At 39.8% G+C, this 19,511-nt stretch carries 14 protein-coding genes; all 14 read left to right on the forward strand.

Annotated elements, in window-relative coordinates; all coding sequences use genetic code 11:
* Positions 1–172 precede the first annotated feature (172 nt).
* The 14 genes from D1B32_RS02035 (at position 173) to glpX (ending at position 19,050) form a co-directional block, all read left to right on the forward strand.
* Positions 173–2,275 carry a (Fe-S)-binding protein gene (locus D1B32_RS02035; RefSeq protein WP_118888493.1) on the forward strand — a complete coding sequence of 701 codons (2,103 nt, stop codon included), beginning with the start codon at positions 173–175 and terminating at the stop codon, positions 2,273–2,275.
* A gap of 108 nt (positions 2,276–2,383) precedes the next feature.
* The gene (locus D1B32_RS02040; protein WP_095307790.1) at positions 2,384–3,571 is read left to right on the forward strand and encodes an acetyl-CoA C-acetyltransferase; all 1,188 of its coding nucleotides are present in this window, start codon (positions 2,384–2,386) and stop codon (positions 3,569–3,571) included.
* 21 nt (positions 3,572–3,592) lie between these two features.
* The gene (locus tag D1B32_RS02045) at positions 3,593–4,444 is read left to right on the forward strand and encodes a 3-hydroxybutyryl-CoA dehydrogenase (RefSeq protein WP_095307791.1); all 852 of its coding nucleotides are present in this window, start codon (positions 3,593–3,595) and stop codon (positions 4,442–4,444) included.
* Positions 4,445–4,475: 31 nt separating this feature from the next.
* Complete coding sequence (locus D1B32_RS02050) at positions 4,476–5,612, forward strand: acyl-CoA dehydrogenase (RefSeq protein ID WP_095307793.1); 1,137 nt, start codon at positions 4,476–4,478, stop codon at positions 5,610–5,612.
* Between the two features lie 13 nt (positions 5,613–5,625).
* Positions 5,626–6,765: an acyl-CoA dehydrogenase gene (locus D1B32_RS02055; protein ID WP_095307795.1), complete on the forward strand. Its 1,140-nt coding sequence runs from the start codon at positions 5,626–5,628 to the stop codon at positions 6,763–6,765.
* An 81-nt stretch (positions 6,766–6,846) separates the two neighbouring features.
* Positions 6,847–7,467 (forward strand): TetR/AcrR family transcriptional regulator, encoded by a 621-nt coding sequence (locus tag D1B32_RS02060; protein WP_095307797.1) that lies wholly within the window; start codon positions 6,847–6,849, stop codon positions 7,465–7,467.
* A gap of 22 nt (positions 7,468–7,489) precedes the next feature.
* Positions 7,490–10,732 (forward strand): fused isobutyryl-CoA mutase/GTPase IcmF, encoded by a 3,243-nt coding sequence (gene icmF / locus D1B32_RS02065; RefSeq protein WP_118888494.1) that lies wholly within the window; start codon positions 7,490–7,492, stop codon positions 10,730–10,732.
* Between the two features lie 434 nt (positions 10,733–11,166).
* Positions 11,167–11,646 carry a DNA-directed RNA polymerase subunit delta gene (gene rpoE, locus D1B32_RS02070; protein ID WP_118888495.1) on the forward strand — a complete coding sequence of 160 codons (480 nt, stop codon included), beginning with the start codon at positions 11,167–11,169 and terminating at the stop codon, positions 11,644–11,646.
* 228 nt (positions 11,647–11,874) lie between these two features.
* Entirely contained in the window at positions 11,875–13,488 is a 1,614-nt protein-coding gene (locus D1B32_RS02075) for a CTP synthase (protein WP_118888496.1), read from the forward strand.
* A gap of 731 nt (positions 13,489–14,219) precedes the next feature.
* The gene (locus D1B32_RS02080) at positions 14,220–14,579 is read left to right on the forward strand and encodes a response regulator (protein WP_118888497.1); all 360 of its coding nucleotides are present in this window, start codon (positions 14,220–14,222) and stop codon (positions 14,577–14,579) included.
* A gap of 131 nt (positions 14,580–14,710) precedes the next feature.
* Complete coding sequence (gene fba / locus D1B32_RS02085) at positions 14,711–15,565, forward strand: class II fructose-1,6-bisphosphate aldolase (RefSeq protein WP_118888498.1); 855 nt, start codon at positions 14,711–14,713, stop codon at positions 15,563–15,565.
* 92 nt (positions 15,566–15,657) lie between these two features.
* Positions 15,658–16,296 (forward strand): fructose-6-phosphate aldolase, encoded by a 639-nt coding sequence (fsa, locus tag D1B32_RS02090; RefSeq protein WP_095307811.1) that lies wholly within the window; start codon positions 15,658–15,660, stop codon positions 16,294–16,296.
* A 364-nt stretch (positions 16,297–16,660) separates the two neighbouring features.
* Positions 16,661–17,947: a UDP-N-acetylglucosamine 1-carboxyvinyltransferase gene (locus D1B32_RS02095; protein ID WP_095307814.1), complete on the forward strand. Its 1,287-nt coding sequence runs from the start codon at positions 16,661–16,663 to the stop codon at positions 17,945–17,947.
* Between the two features lie 134 nt (positions 17,948–18,081).
* On the forward strand, positions 18,082–19,050 hold the full coding sequence (gene glpX, locus D1B32_RS02100) for a class II fructose-bisphosphatase (RefSeq protein ID WP_118888499.1): 969 nt from the start codon (positions 18,082–18,084) through the stop codon (positions 19,048–19,050).
* The last annotated feature ends 461 nt before the right edge of the window (positions 19,051–19,511 follow it).

A 19,511-nucleotide genomic window follows, 5' to 3' on the forward strand; every position in this document is an offset into this window, starting at 1 on the left:
CAGGCTATCTTTTTTATTATATAATAAATTATGAATTTAATATCTTTTACCAAAAATCTGTTGACTGAATGCTCATTCACGTATAAAGTATAGATATAGATTTCTGTAAGCGGAATTTTTCAATCAAATGTAATCGCTATCATTTAACTGTAACAAAAAGGAGGAGCCGCCAGTGGATACATTTATGCTAGTTAATTGGATTGCGTTTTTAATAATCACGTTTTATGCATTGTATTTATTCGTCAGGGTCGTCTCAACACGGATTGCTTATATAGGGCTTGGTAAAAAATCCGAGTTTGATGGCGAAATTAAGTTGCGGTTACAAAGGGTGTGGACGATTGTATTTGGCCAATCAAAGTTATTGAAGGATAAGAAATCCGGTATCATTCATGTCATGATGTTTTATGGATTTATTCTCGTTCAATTTGGTGCAATTGACATGTTTGTGAAAGGACTTTCACCAGGTAACCATTTACCATTTGGTGTGCTGTATCCAGGGTTTGTCTTCTTTCAGGAACTCGTAACGTTAATGATTCTTGTGGCGGTTGTATGGGCATTTTATCGTCGCTATATGGAGAAGCTCGTGCGGCTAAAACGTGGCTTTAAAGCTGGTCTTGTTCTTATTTTTATTGGCACATTAATGCTTTCTGTGTTATTTGGAAATGGGATGGCGCTTCTTTGGCATGGCCATGAAGTAACATGGACAGAACCAGTTGCAAGTATGATTGCACTAGTACTGGGATGGATTTCACAAGACGCTGCAACAGTATTGTTCTATATTGCTTGGTGGGTACATACGATTACACTGCTTTCATTCCTTGTTTATGTACCGCAATCCAAGCATGCACATCTGATTGCAGCACCAATTAATGTGTTTTTAAGCAAGCAAGTCCCAGGTAAATTGAAAAAAATAGATTTTGATATCGATGAAGATAGTGAGGAAGAAATCTCATTCGGGGCAGGGAAAGTAGAAGATTTTGAACAGCATCAGATGCTTGATTTCTATGCTTGTGTGGAATGTGGCCGCTGTACAGACGTGTGTCCTGCTGCGGGAACTGGTAAAATGCTGTCGCCGATGGACATTATGATTAAGGTTCGTGACCATTTAACCGAAAAGGGGGCAGCGATAACAGGAAAGTCCGCATGGGTTCCAGCTTACGCATTTAACAATACGGCAGGGAATCAGGCAAGCGCGCAAAAAGAAGCTGCAGCGACTGTTCAAAGCGCAAGTCTAATTGGTGATGTTATTACAGAAGAAGAGCTTTCTGGATGTACCACATGCCGAAATTGTGAGGATGCTTGTCCTGTAAACAATGAGCATGTTGGAACGATTATTGATATGCGCCGCTATCTTGTTATGACAGAAGGAAAGATGGATTCGGATATTCAACGAGCGGTTATGAACATTGAACGCCAAGGAAATCCATGGGGACTTTCAAAAAAAGACCGCATCAAATGGCGTGATGAAGATGAAACTGCATACATCCCTACTGTGAAAGAGCTGAAAAAGGAAGGAAAAGAATTTGAATACCTTTTCTGGGTGAGTTCGATGGGAGCTTTTGATAGCCGCAGCCAAAAAATCGCGATTGCTTTTGCTAAACTAATGAATCAGGCAGGTGTTAGCTTTGCGATTCTAGGAAATACGGAAACGAACTCGGGTGATACAGCACGCAGAATCGGGAATGAGTTTTTATTCCAGGAGATTGCCGAGAAAAACATTAAAACATTTGAGAAAAACGGTGTCACCAAAATCGTTACGATTGACCCGCATGCCTATAATATTTTCAAAAATGAGTACCCAGATTTCGGCTATACAGCAGAAGTGTATCACCATACGCAAATGCTCTATGATTTGGTGAAATCAGGGAAAATAAAGCCAGAACGTCCAATCAATGAAAAGCTAACCTATCATGATTCATGCTACTTAGGGAGATACAATGGTGTGTATGACCCGCCGAGGGAAATTTTAACATCTATCCCAGGACTTGAGCTTGTTGAAATGAATCGTTCACGGGAAAATGGAATGTGCTGTGGTGCAGGTGGTGGCTTAATGTGGACAGAGGAAACGACTGGAAACCGAATTAATGTAGCACGTACAGAACAGGCACTTGCTGTCCAGCCATCTATGATTTCCAGTGCTTGTCCGTATTGCTTAACAATGCTAAGCGATGGGACAAAGGCAAAAGAGGTCGATGAGGACATTAGTACAATGGATGTTGCTGAAATTTTAGCATTATCTATTCACTTTGACGATCAATCAAGAACAGCCTCTTAATTGATGATAGACTGATAGGGGGGAGATTCCCCTTTTCAGTTAAACGAATTAAATGAGTGAGCGTTCAATCAAGATAGTTAGATAAACAAAAAGAAAGGATGGAAATCAATGAGAAAAACAGTAATTGTTTCAGGTGCAAGAACCCCTTTCGGAAAATTTGGTGGAGGCTTGAAGCCTTTTGCAGCATGGCAGCTAGGAGGAAAGGCAATTAAAGAAGCGTTAAATCGAGCTGGAATTGAAGGCTCAGAAATCGATGAAGTAATTATGGGTACCGTCCTGCAAGGTGGCCAAGGTCAGATTCCTTCCCGACAAGCGGCTCGCGAGGCTGGAATCCCATGGGAAGTAAAATCCGAAACAATTAATAAAGTGTGTGCATCTGGACTGCGTAGTATTACACTTGCTGATCAATTGATTCGTCTTGGGGATGAGAATGTGATTGTTGCAGGTGGAATGGAAAGCATGAGCAATGCACCGTACTTTCTTCCGGAAACGAGATGGGGAAGCCGGATGGGCGATAAAAAAGTAGTTGATATGATGGTACACGATGGACTGACATGTACGTTCACAGGGGTTCATATGGGGAATTATGGGAATTCAACTGCAGAAGAATTCGAATTAACAAGAGAAGCACAGGACGAGTGGTCCTATCGCAGTCACAAACGAGCAATCGAGGCGATTGAAACAGGCAAATTTGCTGAAGAAATCGTTGCAGTGGAAGTGCCGGTACGTAAAGGTGAACCGATTGTCGTAGATACCGATGAAGCACCCCGAAAGGATACAACAGTTGAAAAACTAGCGGGTCTGCGTCCAGCATTTGATAAAAATGGAACAATTACAGCCGGTAATGCTCCTGGTGTCAATGATGGTGCATGTGCTTTTGTTGTGATGGGAGATGACAAGGCAAACGAGCTTGGGAAAAAACCGATGGCAACGATTCTTGGGCACACAGAAGTTGCTGTAGAAGCAAAGAATTTCCCGCAAACACCAGGACTTGTTATTAATAAATTGCTAGAAAAGACAGGATATTCCAAGGAAGACATTGATCTGTTTGAAATAAATGAAGCCTTTGCTGCTGTGTCGCTTGCAAGTGGAAAAATCGCTGACATTGACACTGAAAAGATAAATGTTAATGGTGGTGCTGTTGCATTAGGTCATCCAATTGGAGCAAGTGGCGCCAGAATCATTTTAACCTTAATTCATGAATTAAAGCGCCGCGGTGGCGGGCTTGGCATTGCAGCTATTTGCAGTGGCAGTGGTCAAGGAGATGCAGTACTGATCGAAGTTCCTAAGGGTTAACGCAAAGGAGGAAACAAAAAGATGGCAATAAATAATGTGATGGTCATTGGTGCAGGGCAAATGGGAGCTGGCATTGCTCAGGTCTGTGCGCAATCAGGATTTAACGTACTACTACACGACCGGGATAAGAATGCATTACAAGCAGGAATAAACGGCATCGAAAAATTGCTTGCACGTAACGTGGAAAAGAAGAGATTAACAAAAGAAGAGAAGGCGACAACCCTAGGTCGCCTAACTCCTTCCCATACATTAGAGGATGCAGCAACCTGTGATTTGATTATTGAAGCTGTTGTGGAAAATATGGATGTAAAATCAGCAGTTTTCAAAGAGGTGGATACACACGCACCAAAGCATGCAATCCTTGCCTCGAATACATCCTCCTTACCGATTACTGAAATCGCGGCTGAAACAAAACGACCGGATCAGGTAATTGGCATGCATTTTATGAATCCTGTGCCAGTTATGAAGCTTGTTGAAATTATACGCGGGTTACAAACAAGTGATGAAACGTATGAAACAATTCAAATGATGACTGTCCAGTTATCAAAAACTCCAGTAGAAGTAAAAGATTTTCCTGGGTTTGTATCCAATCGGATTCTAATGCCAATGATTAATGAAGCGATTTATACGGTTTATGAAGGTGTCGCCACGCCAAAGGATGTTGACCAGGTGATGAAGCTTGGAATGAATCATCCGATGGGACCGCTAACGCTGGCAGATTTTATTGGTCTGGATACATGTTTGTATATTATGGAAGTGCTTCATGAAGGATTTGGGGATAGTAAATATCGTCCATGTCCATTACTGCGTCAATATGTAAAAGCAGGATGGCTTGGAAAGAAATCCGGTAAAGGCTTTTATGAATATAGCTAGTTAAATAACACCCAAGAGAGGTGCAAACGGTATGATGTTAAAGGTTACAGAAGAACAGGAAATGCTTCTTAAGGTAGTTCGAGATTTTGCCAGGAAGGAAGTAGCCCCTGTAATAGAGCGAATGGAAAAGGAAGATCGTTTCCCGATTGAAATTGTGAAGAAGATGGGAGAGCTTGGATTAATGGGCATTCCTATTCCGGAAAAATATGGTGGAAGTGGGATGGATTTCACATCCTACATTCAAACGATTCATGAGCTATCAAAAGTAAGTGCGACCGTCGGTGTTATTTTATCCGTACACACATCTGTTGGAACGAATCCAATTTTATACTTTGGAAATGAAGAGCAAAAAAGGCGTTTCTTGCCAAGGCTTGCAAGCGGAGAGTACCTTGGTGCATTTGCACTTACAGAGCCAGGAGCTGGTTCTGATGCTGGTAGTTTAAAAACGACTGCTAAGGAAACAGATGTTTCTTATATTTTAAATGGGTCCAAGGTTTTTATTACAAATGGCGGTGTGGCAGATACGTATATTACATTTGCTCGGACTGGTGACAATTCCAAGGATATTAGCGCATTTATTGTAGAAAAGGATTCTCCTGGATTGATTATCGGTAAGAAAGAAAAAAAGATGGGCCTTCATGGATCAAATACAGTTCAACTAACATTTGATCAATGTGTTATTCCAAAAGGAAATTTGTTAGGTGAAAAAGGAAGCGGTTTCAATATCGCGATGGCTAATTTGAATATTGGAAGGATTGGCATTGCAGCTCAAGGTCTTGGTATAGCGGAAGCGGCTCTTGAATACGCAGTGAACTATGCCAAAGAACGAAAGCAATTTGGGAAATCGATTGCTTCAAATCAAGGGATATCATTCAAACTAGCAGATATGGCAACGGCGACCGAGTCTGCAAAATTATTAACCTATCACGCTGCAACATTGATCGAGCAAGGAGTCCCATGCGCGAAAGAAACGTCAATGGCAAAACTTGCAGCAACCAGAACAGCGATGAACAACGCAATTGAAGCAATCCAAATATTTGGCGGTTACGGCTACACAGAGGAGTATCCTGTCGAGCGCCTATTCCGAGATGCAAAAGTAACGGAAATTTATGAAGGCACAAATGAGATTCAACATATTGTGATTGCCAATCATTTATTGAAAGACTAAGGAGGAGAAGAAGATGGACTTTCAATTAACGGAAGAACAAGAAATGTTGCGTAAAATGGTTCGTGACTTTGCGGAAAGAGATGTAGAACCAACAGCGGCCGAGCGTGATGAAGAGGAGCGCTTTGATCGTGGGATTTTTGACAAAATGGCAGAGCTTGGTTTAACAGGAATCCCATGGCCGGAAAGCTATGGTGGCATTGAAGCTGACTATGTAAGTTATTGTATAGCTGTAGAGGAATTGTCACGTGTTTGTGCTTCCACTGGTGTAACGTTATCTGCTCACCTGTCATTAGCAAGCTGGCCAATTTATAAATTTGGGAATGAAGAGCAGAAGAAAAATTTTCTTACACGCTTGGCGACAGGAGAAGCACTCGGCGCCTATGCGTTATCCGAGCCTGGGGCGGGTAGCGATGTCGTTTCGATGAAAACAACTGCAAAGGAAGATGGAGATCACTACGTATTAAACGGGAGTAAAGTTTGGATTACAAATGGCGGTGTTGCAGATATTTACATTGTTTTTGCAAAAACAGATGCGGATGCTAAACATAAGGGAATTAGTGCATTCATCGTGGAGAAGGGAACAGATGGATTTGCTTTCGGTAAAAAAGAAAAGAAACTCGGCATTCGTTCTTCTCCAACAACGGAGTTAATCTTTGAAAACTGTCGGATTCCAAAAGAAAATTTGCTTGGGGTTGAAGGGGAAGGCTTTACCATTGCGATGACAACACTTGATGGTGGAAGAAATGGAATCGCAGCGCAAGCGCTTGGGATCGCCCAAGGTGCTTTAGATGCAGCAGTAGCCTATGCAAAAGAACGTGAACAATTTGGAAAACCAATCGCAGTGAACCAAGGAATATCATTTAAGCTTGCAGACATGGCAACCGAAATTGAAGCGGCTCGTCTATTAACCTATCAAGCAGCATGGCTGGAATCCAAAGGACTTCCATATGGGAAAGCATCCGCTATGTCCAAATTATTTGCAGGTGATGTGGCGATGCGCACAACAGTGGAAGCTGTCCAAATATTTGGCGGTTATGGATACACAAAAGATTATCCAGTCGAACGCTACATGCGCGATGCAAAAATCACCCAAATCTATGAAGGCACAAACGAAATCCAACGACTTGTTATTGGCAGAATGCTAACAAAATAAATAGAGTGATGACGCATGAAACAGGTGATGTCCCGAGTGATTGCACGAACATATCTATGAAACAGATTGGAGGGATTCATGATGAAGGGGGAGAAGATACTTTCTTCTGTAAAAGATCAGCAGCTCATAAAAGTACGGAGAGAACAAATTATTAAGGGTGCGATTAAGCTTTTTAAAGAAAAAGGCTTCCATAAAACAACGACAAGAGAAATCGCAAGTGAATCTGGTTTTAGCATTGGAACATTGTATGAGTATATTCGCACAAAAGAAGATGTTTTATTTCTTGTCTGTGATTCGATCCATGAACAAGTTCGCGAGCGAATTGCTCAGGCGATTGATTTAAAATCACCTTCCATTCCAAGTATGATGCAGGCGTTACGGTCCTTTTTTTACTTAATGGATGAAATGCAAGATGAAATCGTCATTCTTTATCAAGAAGTTAAATCGCTAAACAAGGAATCAAGAAAACATGTTTTAGAAAGAGAACGCGATATGGTAGGAATTATAGAAAATGTTATTAGCACTTGCACAGAAGGAAAGCTATCCACAAAAGAGGTTAGTCTGCTTGGCAATAATATTGTGGTACAGGGACATATGTGGGGATTCAGAAGATGGATTATGCAAAAGCAATTCACACTGGAAGAATACACGAATGCACAATTAAAATTAATCGAACATGCAATTAACAAGCAGATTTCATAAATTTTACGAGGGGGGGAGCAAGATGGAGCAGGTTGAAGTTTACGTGCCGAAACATCCAATTCGATTCGTAACAGCCTCAAGTTTATTTGATGGACATGATGCATCCATCAATATTATGCGCCGAATTCTTCAGGCAAGCGGGGCCGAGGTAATTCATCTCGGACATAATCGTTCTGTCGAGGAGGTTGTACACGCAGCGATTCAAGAGGATGTGCAAGGAATAGCCTTGTCATCCTATCAAGGTGGGCACGTAGAGTATTTCAAATATATGATTGACCTTTTAAAGGAGCTGGATGCTGTCCATATAAAGGTGTTTGGTGGTGGGGGAGGGACGATTATCCCGCGTGAAATTAAAGAGCTGCATGATTATGGTGTTGCCTGGATCTTCTCACCTGAAGATGGGCGTAAGTATGGTCTGCAAGGAATGATTAATCGGATGCTTAAGCAATGTGATACCTTGCCACCCGTGGATATTCAAGAAGATTTAAAAAAGCTCGCGCAGGGCAACCGAAATGCGATTGGAAAATTTATTACGTATGTGGAAAGCAATGACACGAACCCGGATGAAAAGCAAAAGATTCTCGAAGAGCTGAAAGAAAAGGGAGACAGCGCCATACCTGTACTCGGAATCACTGGAACAGGTGGAGCAGGGAAAAGTTCCTTAACAGATGAATTGATACGCCGTTTTATGAATGAAATTCCAGATAAAAAAATAGCGATTATTTCTATCGATCCAACGAAGAAAAAAACGGGCGGAGCACTACTTGGTGACCGAATCCGCATGAATGCAATTTTTAATGACCGCGTCTATATGCGTTCATTGGCAACGCGTGATTCAAGAACGGAGCTGTCAAAAGCAATTCAGGATGTGATTGATGTCGTACGAAGATCTGGATTTGATTTCATTATTGTAGAAACAAGTGGTATTGGCCAAGGTGATGCAGCAATTACTGATATTAGCGACCTGTCGATGTATGTGATGACAGCAGAATTTGGTGCACCAACACAGCTTGAAAAAATAGACATGATTGATTATGCAGATTTCATTGTAATTAATAAATTTGAACAAAAGGGTTCCGAAGACGCACTCAATCAAGTGAGAAAGCAATATGAACGAAGCCGAATGCTCTTCCATCAGGATAAAACGGCATTTCCAGTTTTTGGAACGATTGCAAGTCAGTTTAATGATGCAGGAACAAATGCGTTATTTGCTGCACTAATTGATACACTAAGTGATAAACACCATTGGGATGAAAAAATTGATTTTGACCGAAACGTTATTTCTGAGAAACAAAATCGCATTATTTCCAATGACCGCAGATATTACCTGCTCGAAATTGCAACCTATATACGCAATTACCACCAGCATACAAAAAAACATAGTGACATTGCCAGGAAGCTTTATCAGCTTGAAGGAACGAAGGAAGTTATGGAAGATGCACCTGTTAAGGAAGCCATTGATCAAACGATTGATCAATATAAAGAACAACTCGATCCTCAGCTGAAGAAAATGCTTGAGAGTTGGGAAGCACTAAAGGAAAGCTACCAGGGCGATACAATGACCTTTAAAGTTCGGGATAAAGAAATTAAAATGGACATCACAACCGAATCACTATCCGGTCTTAAAATACCTAAAGTTGCGTTTCCAAAATATGAGGATTGGGGAGAGCGGCTCACCTGGCTGCGAAAGGAAAACGTACCTGGTTCATTCCCGTTTACTGCTGGTGTGTTTCCATTTAAACGAACAGGGGAAGATCCGACTCGTCAATTTGCTGGCGAAGGAACTCCAGAAAGAACGAATCGACGCTTTCATTATTTATCAAAAAATGATGAAGCAAAAAGGCTTTCCACCGCCTTCGACTCGGTCACATTATATGGCGAAGACCCTGCGGAAAGACCAGATATCTATGGGAAGGTCGGAGAAAGCGGTGTTAATATTTGCACGTTAGAAGATATGAAAAAGCTATACGCTGGCTTTGACTTAACAGACCCGCTTACGTCCGTTTCCATGACAATAAATGGCCCGGCTCCAATTATTCTAGCAATGTATTTTAATACAGCGATCGATCAGCAGGTCAAAAAATTTACCCAGAATAATGGACGAAAGCCTGCAGAGAAAGAATACAAGAAGCTCAAATCAGATACAATCTCTGTCATTCGCGGAACTGTTCAAGCAGATATTTTAAAAGAAGATCAAGGACAAAACACATGTATATTTTCAACGGAGTTTGCATTACGCATGATGGGAGATATTCAGGAATATTTTATTGAAAACAATGTACGCAATTACTACTCTGTTTCCATTTCCGGCTATCATATTGCAGAGGCTGGTGCCAATCCGATTACACAGCTAGCCTTTACGCTTGCTAATGGGTTTACGTATGTAGAATATTATTTGAGCAGAGGAATGGATGTTAATAAGTTTGCACAAAATCTGTCGTTCTTTTTCTCAAATGGTCTTGATCCAGAATACACGGTAATTGGCCGAGTAGCCCGCCGAATTTGGGCAATTACAATGCGCGACAAATACGGTGCCAATGAACGCAGCCAAAAGCTGAAATACCATGTGCAAACATCTGGACGTTCCCTTCATGCGCAAGAAATTGATTTTAATGATATTCGTACAACATTACAGGCATTACTTGCGATTCAGGATAATACGAATTCACTTCACACGAATGCATACGATGAGGCAATTACGACACCAACAGAGGAATCCGTAAGGCGGGCGATGGCCATTCAAATGATTATCAATAAGGAATTCGGTCTTACAAAAAATGAAAATTCCTTACAAGGTTCGTTTATTGTGGATGAGTTAACGGATCTAGTAGAGGAGGCTGTACTGCAGGAATTTGAAAAAATGAATGATCGCGGTGGGGTGCTTGGTGCAATGGAGCGCCAATATCAGCGTGGTAAGATTCAAGAAGAGTCACTCTATTATGAAGGGAAAAAGCATTCTGGAGAACTGCCGATTATTGGTGTAAACACATATATCAATCCGAACCCACCAACCGATGAACAAATCGATTCCATGGAATTAGCGCGTGCTTCCAAAGAAGAAAAGGAGCATCAAATTACGGAATTAAGGAAATTTCAGGAAGTTCATAAAGCGGAAGTAGAAGAAGCACTAACGAGCTTAAAGCAAGTAGCTGCATCTGGCGGGAATATATTTGCAGAGCTTCTGGAGACAGTAAAAGCAGCAAGCCTCGGACAAATTACCACCGCTCTTTATGAAGTTGGCGGACAATATCGCAGGAACATGTAATAATAAAAACGCTTGAATGATTAGGACATCTAATAAGTATTCTTATACTATTTTCCAGCATAGTTGTTATAAGCGATGCTCTAACCATTCCAGGTGATCAGAGTGCCGTGACTGCGGAAAGTATCGGACCGAAGCCTCCCGGACGGCTATTAGTGCACATACTTGTAAAGACAGCCGAGAAGTTAGTTCGCACTCTATATCTATTCTCATATAACACCAAATCCTATAGAAACGGCATGAAAAACATAAAAAGTTGAGGGAATAATATATTTTCTCAACTTTTTATGCTTTCGTTCTAGCATATTCTATATAAAATTGTTTATAATGTAATGTATGTTTATTGTGAAAGAAAAATGGTATATTAGTACAATAAAATGATGATTATAAATTAGGCTCATAGCCTTCAATATTTTTAGCAAAGGGAGTGCATTGCCGTGAGCTTAGACAAGTATAGCCACGAAGAATTACAAGAAATGTCAATGATTGAATTAGCAAGTAAAATTCTATTTGATGAAAAGAAAGCCCTCAATTTCAGAGATATTTTTGATAAAATTGCTGAAATGAAAGGTTTCTCTGCTAGCGAGAAGGAGAATAATATTGCTCAATTCTATACGGACATGAACGTTGATGGCCGTTTCTTAACACTTGGTTCCAGTATGTGGGGATTAAAAAGATGGTACCCAGTGGAACAGGCGCAAGAAGAGCTAACGGAAGTACCGAAAAAGAAACGTGTGAAGAAGAAGACTGATGAAGAAGTAGAAGAGATTGACGAAGAACTTGATATCACAGATGCAGATATTGAGGAAATAGTTGATGACTTTGGGGACGATGATGACTTTGAAGAAGATTTTGATGAGGAAATTGACGACGAGGAACTTATTGTTGATGAAGACGAATTGGACGAAGAAAAATAGTTAAAAAGGTTCCTTGACTTTTTTTAGGACTATGAGTACAATCTTAATTGGGCTCTTTGAATCTAATAATCAAGGCGTTTCCCTAGATACAATTGGGGAAACGCCTTTCTTATTTTTGCAGATAAGAAATTAAAGGCATTTACTCAGGAAGTTTGTTGAATGCCAAGTTTTTTACATTATTTTTAGGAATACTAATTACAGAACAAGAAAAGGAAAGAAGGATGAATCGTGACTAAATATATTTTTGTAACTGGTGGAGTTGTATCCTCGCTAGGGAAGGGAATTACAGCTGCTTCACTTGGTCGTTTGCTTAAAAATCGTGGATTAAAGGTGACTATCCAAAAGTTTGATCCATATATAAACGTGGACCCAGGTACAATGAGTCCATATCAGCATGGTGAGGTTTTTGTAACGAATGATGGAGCGGAAACAGATCTTGACCTTGGGCACTATGAGCGTTTTACAGACATTAACCTAAATAAATTCAGCAACATTACTACTGGTAAGGTATATTCTAGTGTTATTCGCAAAGAACGTCGCGGTGATTATCTTGGTGGTACGGTTCAAGTTATACCTCACATTACAAACGAAATTAAAGAACAGGTATATCGAGCAGGTGAAGCGACAGAAGCTGATGTTGTTATTACAGAAATTGGCGGAACTGTTGGTGATATCGAGTCACTGCCATTTCTTGAGGCGATTCGCCAAATTAAAAGCGATGTAGGACGAAACAGCGTAATGTATATCCACTGTACCCTTGTGCCATACATTAAAGCTGCTGGAGAAATGAAGACAAAACCTACCCAGCATAGTGTCAAAGAATTACGTTCTTTAGGTATACAGCCAGACGCGATTGTCTTGCGTACAGAATTACCAATCAGCGTTGAAATGAAAAAGAAAATTGCGTTATTCTGTGATATCAACGAAAAAGCTGTAATTGAAATGCGTGATGCAGATACACTTTATCAAGTACCAATTGCACTTCAAGAACAGAATCTGGATCAGTTAACGTGTGATCATTTTGGTCTTGATTGTGGAGTAGCTGACATGAAAGAGTGGAAAAAGTTGGTATCCAAAGTTAGAAACCTTTCGAAAAAAATTGATATTGGACTTGTAGGTAAATATGTAGAACTTCCAGATGCATATATTTCTGTAGTTGAGTCATTGAAACATGCAGGTTATGATTTTGATGCAGATATTAAAGTACATTGGATTAATTCCGAAGAGCTGGATAGAGCTGCGATTCACTCAGAACTTTCCCATGTAGATGGTATTATTGTGCCAGGTGGATTTGGCGATCGTGGTATCGATGGAAAAATTGAAGCAATTCGTTATGCGCGTGAAAATAATATTCCTTTCTTTGGTATTTGTTTAGGAATGCAATTAGCTTCTGTAGAATTCGCTCGAAATGTTGTTGGTCTAGAAGGGGCACACTCAGCAGAAATTAATCCAAATACAGCCTATCCAATCATTGACTTGCTTCCTGAGCAGAAGAACGTTTCTGATTTAGGTGGAACATTACGTCTTGGATCTTACCCTTGTAAGCTTAAAGATGGTACGAAAACAAAAGCAGCGTATGATGGTGCCGATATGATTGAAGAACGTCATCGTCATCGTTATGAGTTTAATAATGATTATCGCGAGCAAATGGAAGAGCATGGCTTTATCTTCTCTGGTACAAGTCCTGATGGAAGATTAGTGGAAACAATTGAGATTGACAATCATCCATGGTTTGTTGCATGCCAATTCCATCCAGAGTTTACTTCTCGTCCAACGAGAGCACAAGGCTTATTTAAAGGCTTTATTGGAGCTTCTGTGGAACAGAGCAATAGAAAAAATTAAACCCCTTTTCAACTTAATGCTGTTTCACCCCAAAAGTTAACTTTTGGGGTTTTTCTTACGTTTAGAAATCTTTGGTTAACAGATTTGATTGTTTTTTTCTAAAAAAAGAGGATTTAACCATCTTTTGTTGAATTGAGATTATGAGTACTTTTTATAGAGTAAATTGGAAATGATAAACTATCATTGGATATTTTAACGATAAAAAATATGAAAAACAGCACGGATAAAGTTAACTTGTATGTTTAAACCAGACAACTAAATAGACAATGTGAAGACTGCTATTTTAATAGCGGGGACGTGTCAATATTGCTATCTTCTTATCATTTATAGGAGAGTATCTGAAAAATGCGCATTCATGCGCATTTCCAATTTCGTAACCCATTTTTTGAATTTCCTTATCCTCCACCCCGATTAGCCATACGTGCTGTTTTGATTCATCTTTTGACTAGTCGTAGAAAATTCGGTGATAGCTAAAAATCCAATTGCATTCGTGCTTGTACTTCTATTATTCTTAAACCTCATTTATCACAATAAATAATTCTTGAAATTGTAAATGTAAACAATGTATAGCTAATTTTTTCTTATAGGTAAATTATTAAATATTGCATGTAGTTAATTGTTATAAACAAATATAAACAAACTGAATATGTAGAGAGGACAAAAGGGGAAAGAGCGATTGCATAGAATTCATATTATAGTAGAGATATTTGTTATTAGGGGGATTAGAGGAGATGCCAAAGGAGATATTAGTAGTTGATGATCAGCCAGGTATCCGTTTGCTCTTAACTGATATTTTAACGAGTGAAGGTCATCGGGTGACTTTAGCTTCTACAGGGAAAGAAGCATTGGATAAAATCCACCAAGCGTCATTTGATTTAATTATTTTGGATTACAAGTTACCAATCATCGATGGGAGTGAAGTATTGAACCAATTAGAAAATGAAGAAATAGAAACTCCCGTAATTGTTATGAGTGGAATGGCAGAGAGTATTATTGGGGAAATGGAAACAAGGAGAATAGTAAGGTATACGATTGCAAAACCTTTTAATGTAATGGATTTATGTGCCAATGTAAGGGAAATAATTATGTAAGCGGATTAATTAGAGTTATACACTCCCCTTCAAGTATTACTTGTTGCGTGAGAAGGCGGTAGTTGGTATTCTTATAATGTACGAAAGTAAATAATGTTGTTTAGGTAATATAATCTAAGGAGGATATTTTAATGCCATTAGTATCTATGAAGGAAATGCTTGAAAAGGGTAAAAAAAATGGTTATGCAGTAGGTCAGTTTAATATCAACAACTTGGAGTACATCCAAGCAATCCTACAAGCAGCAGAAGAAGAAAAGTCACCAGTGATACTTGGTGTTTCTGAAGGTGCTGGAAAATATATGGGAGGATTTAATGTTGTTGTTGCAATGGTTAAATCATTAATGGAATCCTATGGTACTACTGTGCCTGTTGCAATCCATTTAGACCATGGTTCAAGCTTCCAAAAATGTGCTGAAGCGATTCATGCTGGATTTACTTCTGTCATGATTGATGCTTCTCATTCACCAATTGAAGAAAATGTTGCCATTACAAAACAAGTTGTAGAGCTTGCTCATATTCACGGTGTATCTGTTGAAGCTGAGGTTGGTACAGTTGGTGGAGAAGAAGATGGTGTTATCGGTGGAATTCAATATGCGGACAAAGATGAGTGTAAACAACTCGTTTCTGAAGCTGGAGTAGATTGCTTAGCACCAGCATTAGGTTCTGTTCATGGTCCATATGAAGGAGAGCCAAATCTTGGCTTTACTGAAATGGAAGAAATCCTAAACCTTGTTCAAGTACCATTGGTATTACATGGTGGAACTGGTATCCCTACAAAAGACATTCAAAAGGCTATCTCACTTGGAACAGCAAAAATTAATGTAAATACAGAGAACCAAATGGCTCAAGCAGAAGCTGTTCGCAATGTGTTAAACGCTAAGCCTGAATTATATGACCCACGTAAATATCTTGGACCAGGTACAGAAGCAATTAAAGAAACGGTTAAAGGTAAAATGCGTGAATTTGGTTCATCACAACAAGCGTAATAAAGCAATCTAAGCTATACATTAAATTGGACAGGCTGTTCCTTCGGGTTCAGCCTACCAGTCTATAGAAGATAATGGGGAGTGTGGAATAGATGAAGTTTTTTATCGATACAGCAAACATTGAAGAAATTCGTAATGCGAATGAACTTGGAATTTTAGCTGGTGTTACAACGAACCCAAGCCTTGTTGCAAAAGAAGGAGTCTCCTTTCATGAACGCTTGCGTGAGATTACAGCTGAGGTGTCGGGATCTGTAAGTGCAGAAGTCATTTCTGAAGATGCTGAAGGTATGATTGAGGAAGGGAAAGAGCTTGCTGCAATTGCACCAAATATAACGGTAAAAGTTCCAATGACTTTAGAGGGGCTGAAAGCGGTTAAAACGTTTAGCGATTTAAACATTAAGACCAATGTTACGTTAATTTTCAATGCAAATCAAGCATTGCTTGCCGCACGTGCTGGTGCGACATACGTTTCCCCATTCCTTGGTCGTTTGGATGACATCGGTCATGATGGAATGACCTTAATTGCAAGCATTGCTGAAATCTTCGAACGCCACAATATCAGTACCGAAATTATCGCTGCATCTATTCGCCATCCATTACATGTAACAGATGCCGCAATACATGGAGCGCATATTGCAACAATTCCCTATAATGTATTGTCTAGTCTTGTAAAGCATCCACTAACAGATCAAGGAATTGAGAAATTCTTAGCTGATTGGAATAAGAACTAAAACAGAAGCATCTTGTTAGCGATGTACGGACGGCGCCTCTGGGGCGAAGTCTGCGCTACAGCTTTAGCGCTTCGTGGACGCGGCTGTTTCGGCAACTAAGTTATCTACAGTGTTTAAACATTATAATTCCAAAATAAATAAAAATAATTGCATGAAATTGGAAAAAATGAAAATGATAATATTGATATGCATTCAATAGAACGATAAATTCGTTTCGCTCGGAATTTACGATATAATCTATAGATATTTCGTGCAAGCGGAAATACATAGAACAGGAAATTCCTGATTTTGTGTAACAATAATTAATCGAAATGAAGTGTGTTCAAATACTTTTTGGACAACCTCTCAGGAACGAGGTATTCAAATGCAAAAATTGTTAATTGAAGGTGGCCATGAACTAAATGGCAAAGTTCGAATTAGTGGGGCAAAGAACAGTGCAGTTGCACTACTGCCTGCATCCATTCTAGCAGATTCCACTGTGACACTTGAAGGCCTTCCGGAAATCTCTGATGTCTATACACTTGGAGACCTTTTGGAGGAAATCGGAGGAAGTGTTTCTTGGAATGGTCAGGATGTAACGATTCAACCTGAAAAGATGATTGCAATGCCCTTACCGAATGGCAAAGTAAAGAAGTTACGTGCTTCTTATTATTTTATGGGAGCGATGCTAGGGAAATTCAATAAAGCTGTTATTGGGCTTCCTGGTGGCTGCTATCTAGGTCCACGTCCTATCGATCAACATATTAAAGGTTTTGAAGCGCTTGGAGCCGAAGTTACCAATGAACAAGGCGCAATTTACCTGCGCGCCAAAGAGTTGAGAGGTGCCAGAATTTATTTGGATGTGGTAAGTGTCGGCGCAACGATTAATATTATGTTAGCTGCTGTTAAAGCAAAAGGAAAAACAATTATTGAGAATGCAGCAAAAGAGCCGGAAATCATTGATGTTGCAACCTTGTTAACGAATATGGGAGCGAAAATCAAAGGTGTAGGAACTGATGTTATTCGGATTGAAGGTGTACCATCACTTCACGGCTGTAAACATACAATCATTCCAGACAGAATTGAAGCTGGGACGTATGCGATTGCAGCTGCAGCACAAGGGAAAGAAGTGGTTATCGATAATGTCATTTCCCAGCATATAGAATCGCTTATCGCAAAATTACGCGAAATGGGTGTAACGGTTGAGGAGAGCGATGAACAGCTGTATATCGCTAATCGAAAGCCACTGAAAAGCGTTGATATCAAAACACTCGTGTATCCTGGCTTCCCGACAGATCTTCAACAGCCATTTACATCGCTATTAACTCAAGTAACAGGTACGGGTGTTATTACTGATACGATTTATTCTGCGCGTTTAAAGCATATTGACGAATTAAGACGGATGAATGCTCTTATTAAAGTAGAAGGTGGATCTGTAATCGTCTCTGGACCTACACAGCTACAGGGAGCAAAAGTAAAGGCATCCGATTTGCGGGCTGGTGCTGCCCTGATCATTGCTGGTTTGGCAGCTAATGGAATTACAGAAATTACAGGTGTCGACCACATTGATAGAGGTTATGAAAAAATAACAGATAAATTAACAAGCCTTGGAGCTAACATCTGGAGAAAAGACATGACGCAAAAAGAAATTGCTTCCTTTCAGAATTCCTAATGGACTGTGCTAAAACTGGTTAATCAATGTGATACGTAAACTCACACAGAAACGAAAACGATTTCCACATTTTATAGATATGCTTTTGGGATGAGTATATGTAAAAAATGGACCTCTAAAAGGAGATGGAAATCATGGAAAGAAGTTTATCGATGGAGTTAGTTCGCGTCACAGAAGCTGCGGCATTAAAGTCAGCACGTTGGATGGGGAGAGGCGTTAAAGCTGAAGCTGATGATGCAGCAACAATGGCAATGCGTACTGTGTTTGATACAATTCCAATGCAAGGAACAGTAGTAATTGGCGAAGGAGAAATGGACGAGGCTCCGATGCTGTATATTGGTGAAAAGCTGGGAACCGGTGATGGGCCTGGAGTCGATGTTGCTGTTGATCCCCTTGAAGGAACGGATATTGTTGCACAAGGCTCCTGGAACGCACTCTCTGTTATTGCGATAGCTGATAAAGGAACATTGTTGCATGCACCAGATATGTACATGAATAAAATTGCGGTTGGTCCCGAAGCAATAGGCATGATTGATATCAATGCACCAACGATGGATAATCTACAAGCAGTTGCAAGAGCAAAAAATAAAGATATAGAAGACGTTGTTGCAACCGTGCTTGACCGCCCGCGTCATGCAAAATTAATTCAAGAAATTCGTGAATCCGGTGCAAGAATTAAACTCATACCTGCTGGAGATGTTGCTGCTGCGATTAATACGGCATTTGAGAATACCGGTGTTGATATTCTGCTCGGATCGGGTGGAGCCCCAGAGGGCGTATTAGCAGCAGTAGCACTTAAATGTTTAGGAGGGGAGTTGCAAGGAAAACTTGTACCTTCAAATGATGATGAGATTGAGCGTTGTGTAGAAATGGGGATAAGCGACTTAAATAGAGTATTTTGCATGAATGATTTCTGTAGTGGCGATGATGCTATTTTTGCAGCTACAGGGGCTACAGATGGAGAACTACTAAAAGGTGTCCAATTTAAAGGATCTAAAGCTACCACACAATCTCTGGTTATGCGAGCCAAAAGTGGCACTGTGCGTTTTATTGATGGTGAGCATAGTCTGCAAAAGAAGCCGAACATGGTAATTAATTCTTGAATTAATTTTCAGCAAGTAGTTTTGATTTTTAAACTCGATTTTGAATGAAAGACCACCTCCAGCTAAAGCAAAATGAAAAAAGGAAGCCAGATTTGGCTTCCTTTTCTACCACTATATAAAGCTATGAAAAAGGAAAGTTTTACAAGGGAAACAAAAGATGTACTTGATTATGTCTATTTTCTTAAAAATGATATTGAATATTAGTGATTAAAAGAGTAATATAATATATGTTTAATACAGGCATAACTTGGCTAATCTATTTATACGTTAACTTATACCAGATAAGATTACCAACGGAGAAACTTAATCGATAGACTTCTACTAAAGCTTCTGTTAAACTCTGCATTTCTTCAAGGACGATCCTACCAATAAAAAGTGGAATCATTGAAATTACGAATTTATATTAGTTCATTACTGTTGTAGAAGAGCTTTTTCGCAACATTAGTGTAAACGTAGTAAAA

This window comes from Oceanobacillus profundus (assembly GCF_003515705.1).
GTDB lineage: Bacteria > Bacillota > Bacilli > Bacillales > Amphibacillaceae > Oceanobacillus > Oceanobacillus profundus.

What these genes read in the sequence shown, in the direction of transcription:
- D1B32_RS02040 (WP_095307790.1), top strand. Translation starts at nt 2,384, where the DNA reads ATGAGAAAAACAGTAATTGTTTCAGGTGCAAGAACCCCTTTCGGAAAA.
- D1B32_RS02045 (WP_095307791.1), top strand. Translation starts at nt 3,593, where the DNA reads ATGGCAATAAATAATGTGATGGTCATTGGTGCAGGGCAAATGGGAGCT.
- D1B32_RS02050 (WP_095307793.1), top strand. Translation starts at nt 4,476, where the DNA reads ATGATGTTAAAGGTTACAGAAGAACAGGAAATGCTTCTTAAGGTAGTT.
- D1B32_RS02055 (WP_095307795.1), top strand. Translation starts at nt 5,626, where the DNA reads ATGGACTTTCAATTAACGGAAGAACAAGAAATGTTGCGTAAAATGGTT.
- D1B32_RS02060 (WP_095307797.1), top strand. Translation starts at nt 6,847, where the DNA reads ATGAAGGGGGAGAAGATACTTTCTTCTGTAAAAGATCAGCAGCTCATA.
- icmF (WP_118888494.1), top strand. Translation starts at nt 7,490, where the DNA reads ATGGAGCAGGTTGAAGTTTACGTGCCGAAACATCCAATTCGATTCGTA.
- D1B32_RS02080 (WP_118888497.1), top strand. Translation starts at nt 14,220, where the DNA reads ATGCCAAAGGAGATATTAGTAGTTGATGATCAGCCAGGTATCCGTTTG.
- fba (WP_118888498.1), top strand. Translation starts at nt 14,711, where the DNA reads ATGCCATTAGTATCTATGAAGGAAATGCTTGAAAAGGGTAAAAAAAAT.
- fsa (WP_095307811.1), top strand. Translation starts at nt 15,658, where the DNA reads ATGAAGTTTTTTATCGATACAGCAAACATTGAAGAAATTCGTAATGCG.
- D1B32_RS02095 (WP_095307814.1), top strand. Translation starts at nt 16,661, where the DNA reads ATGCAAAAATTGTTAATTGAAGGTGGCCATGAACTAAATGGCAAAGTT.
- glpX (WP_118888499.1), top strand. Translation starts at nt 18,082, where the DNA reads ATGGAAAGAAGTTTATCGATGGAGTTAGTTCGCGTCACAGAAGCTGCG.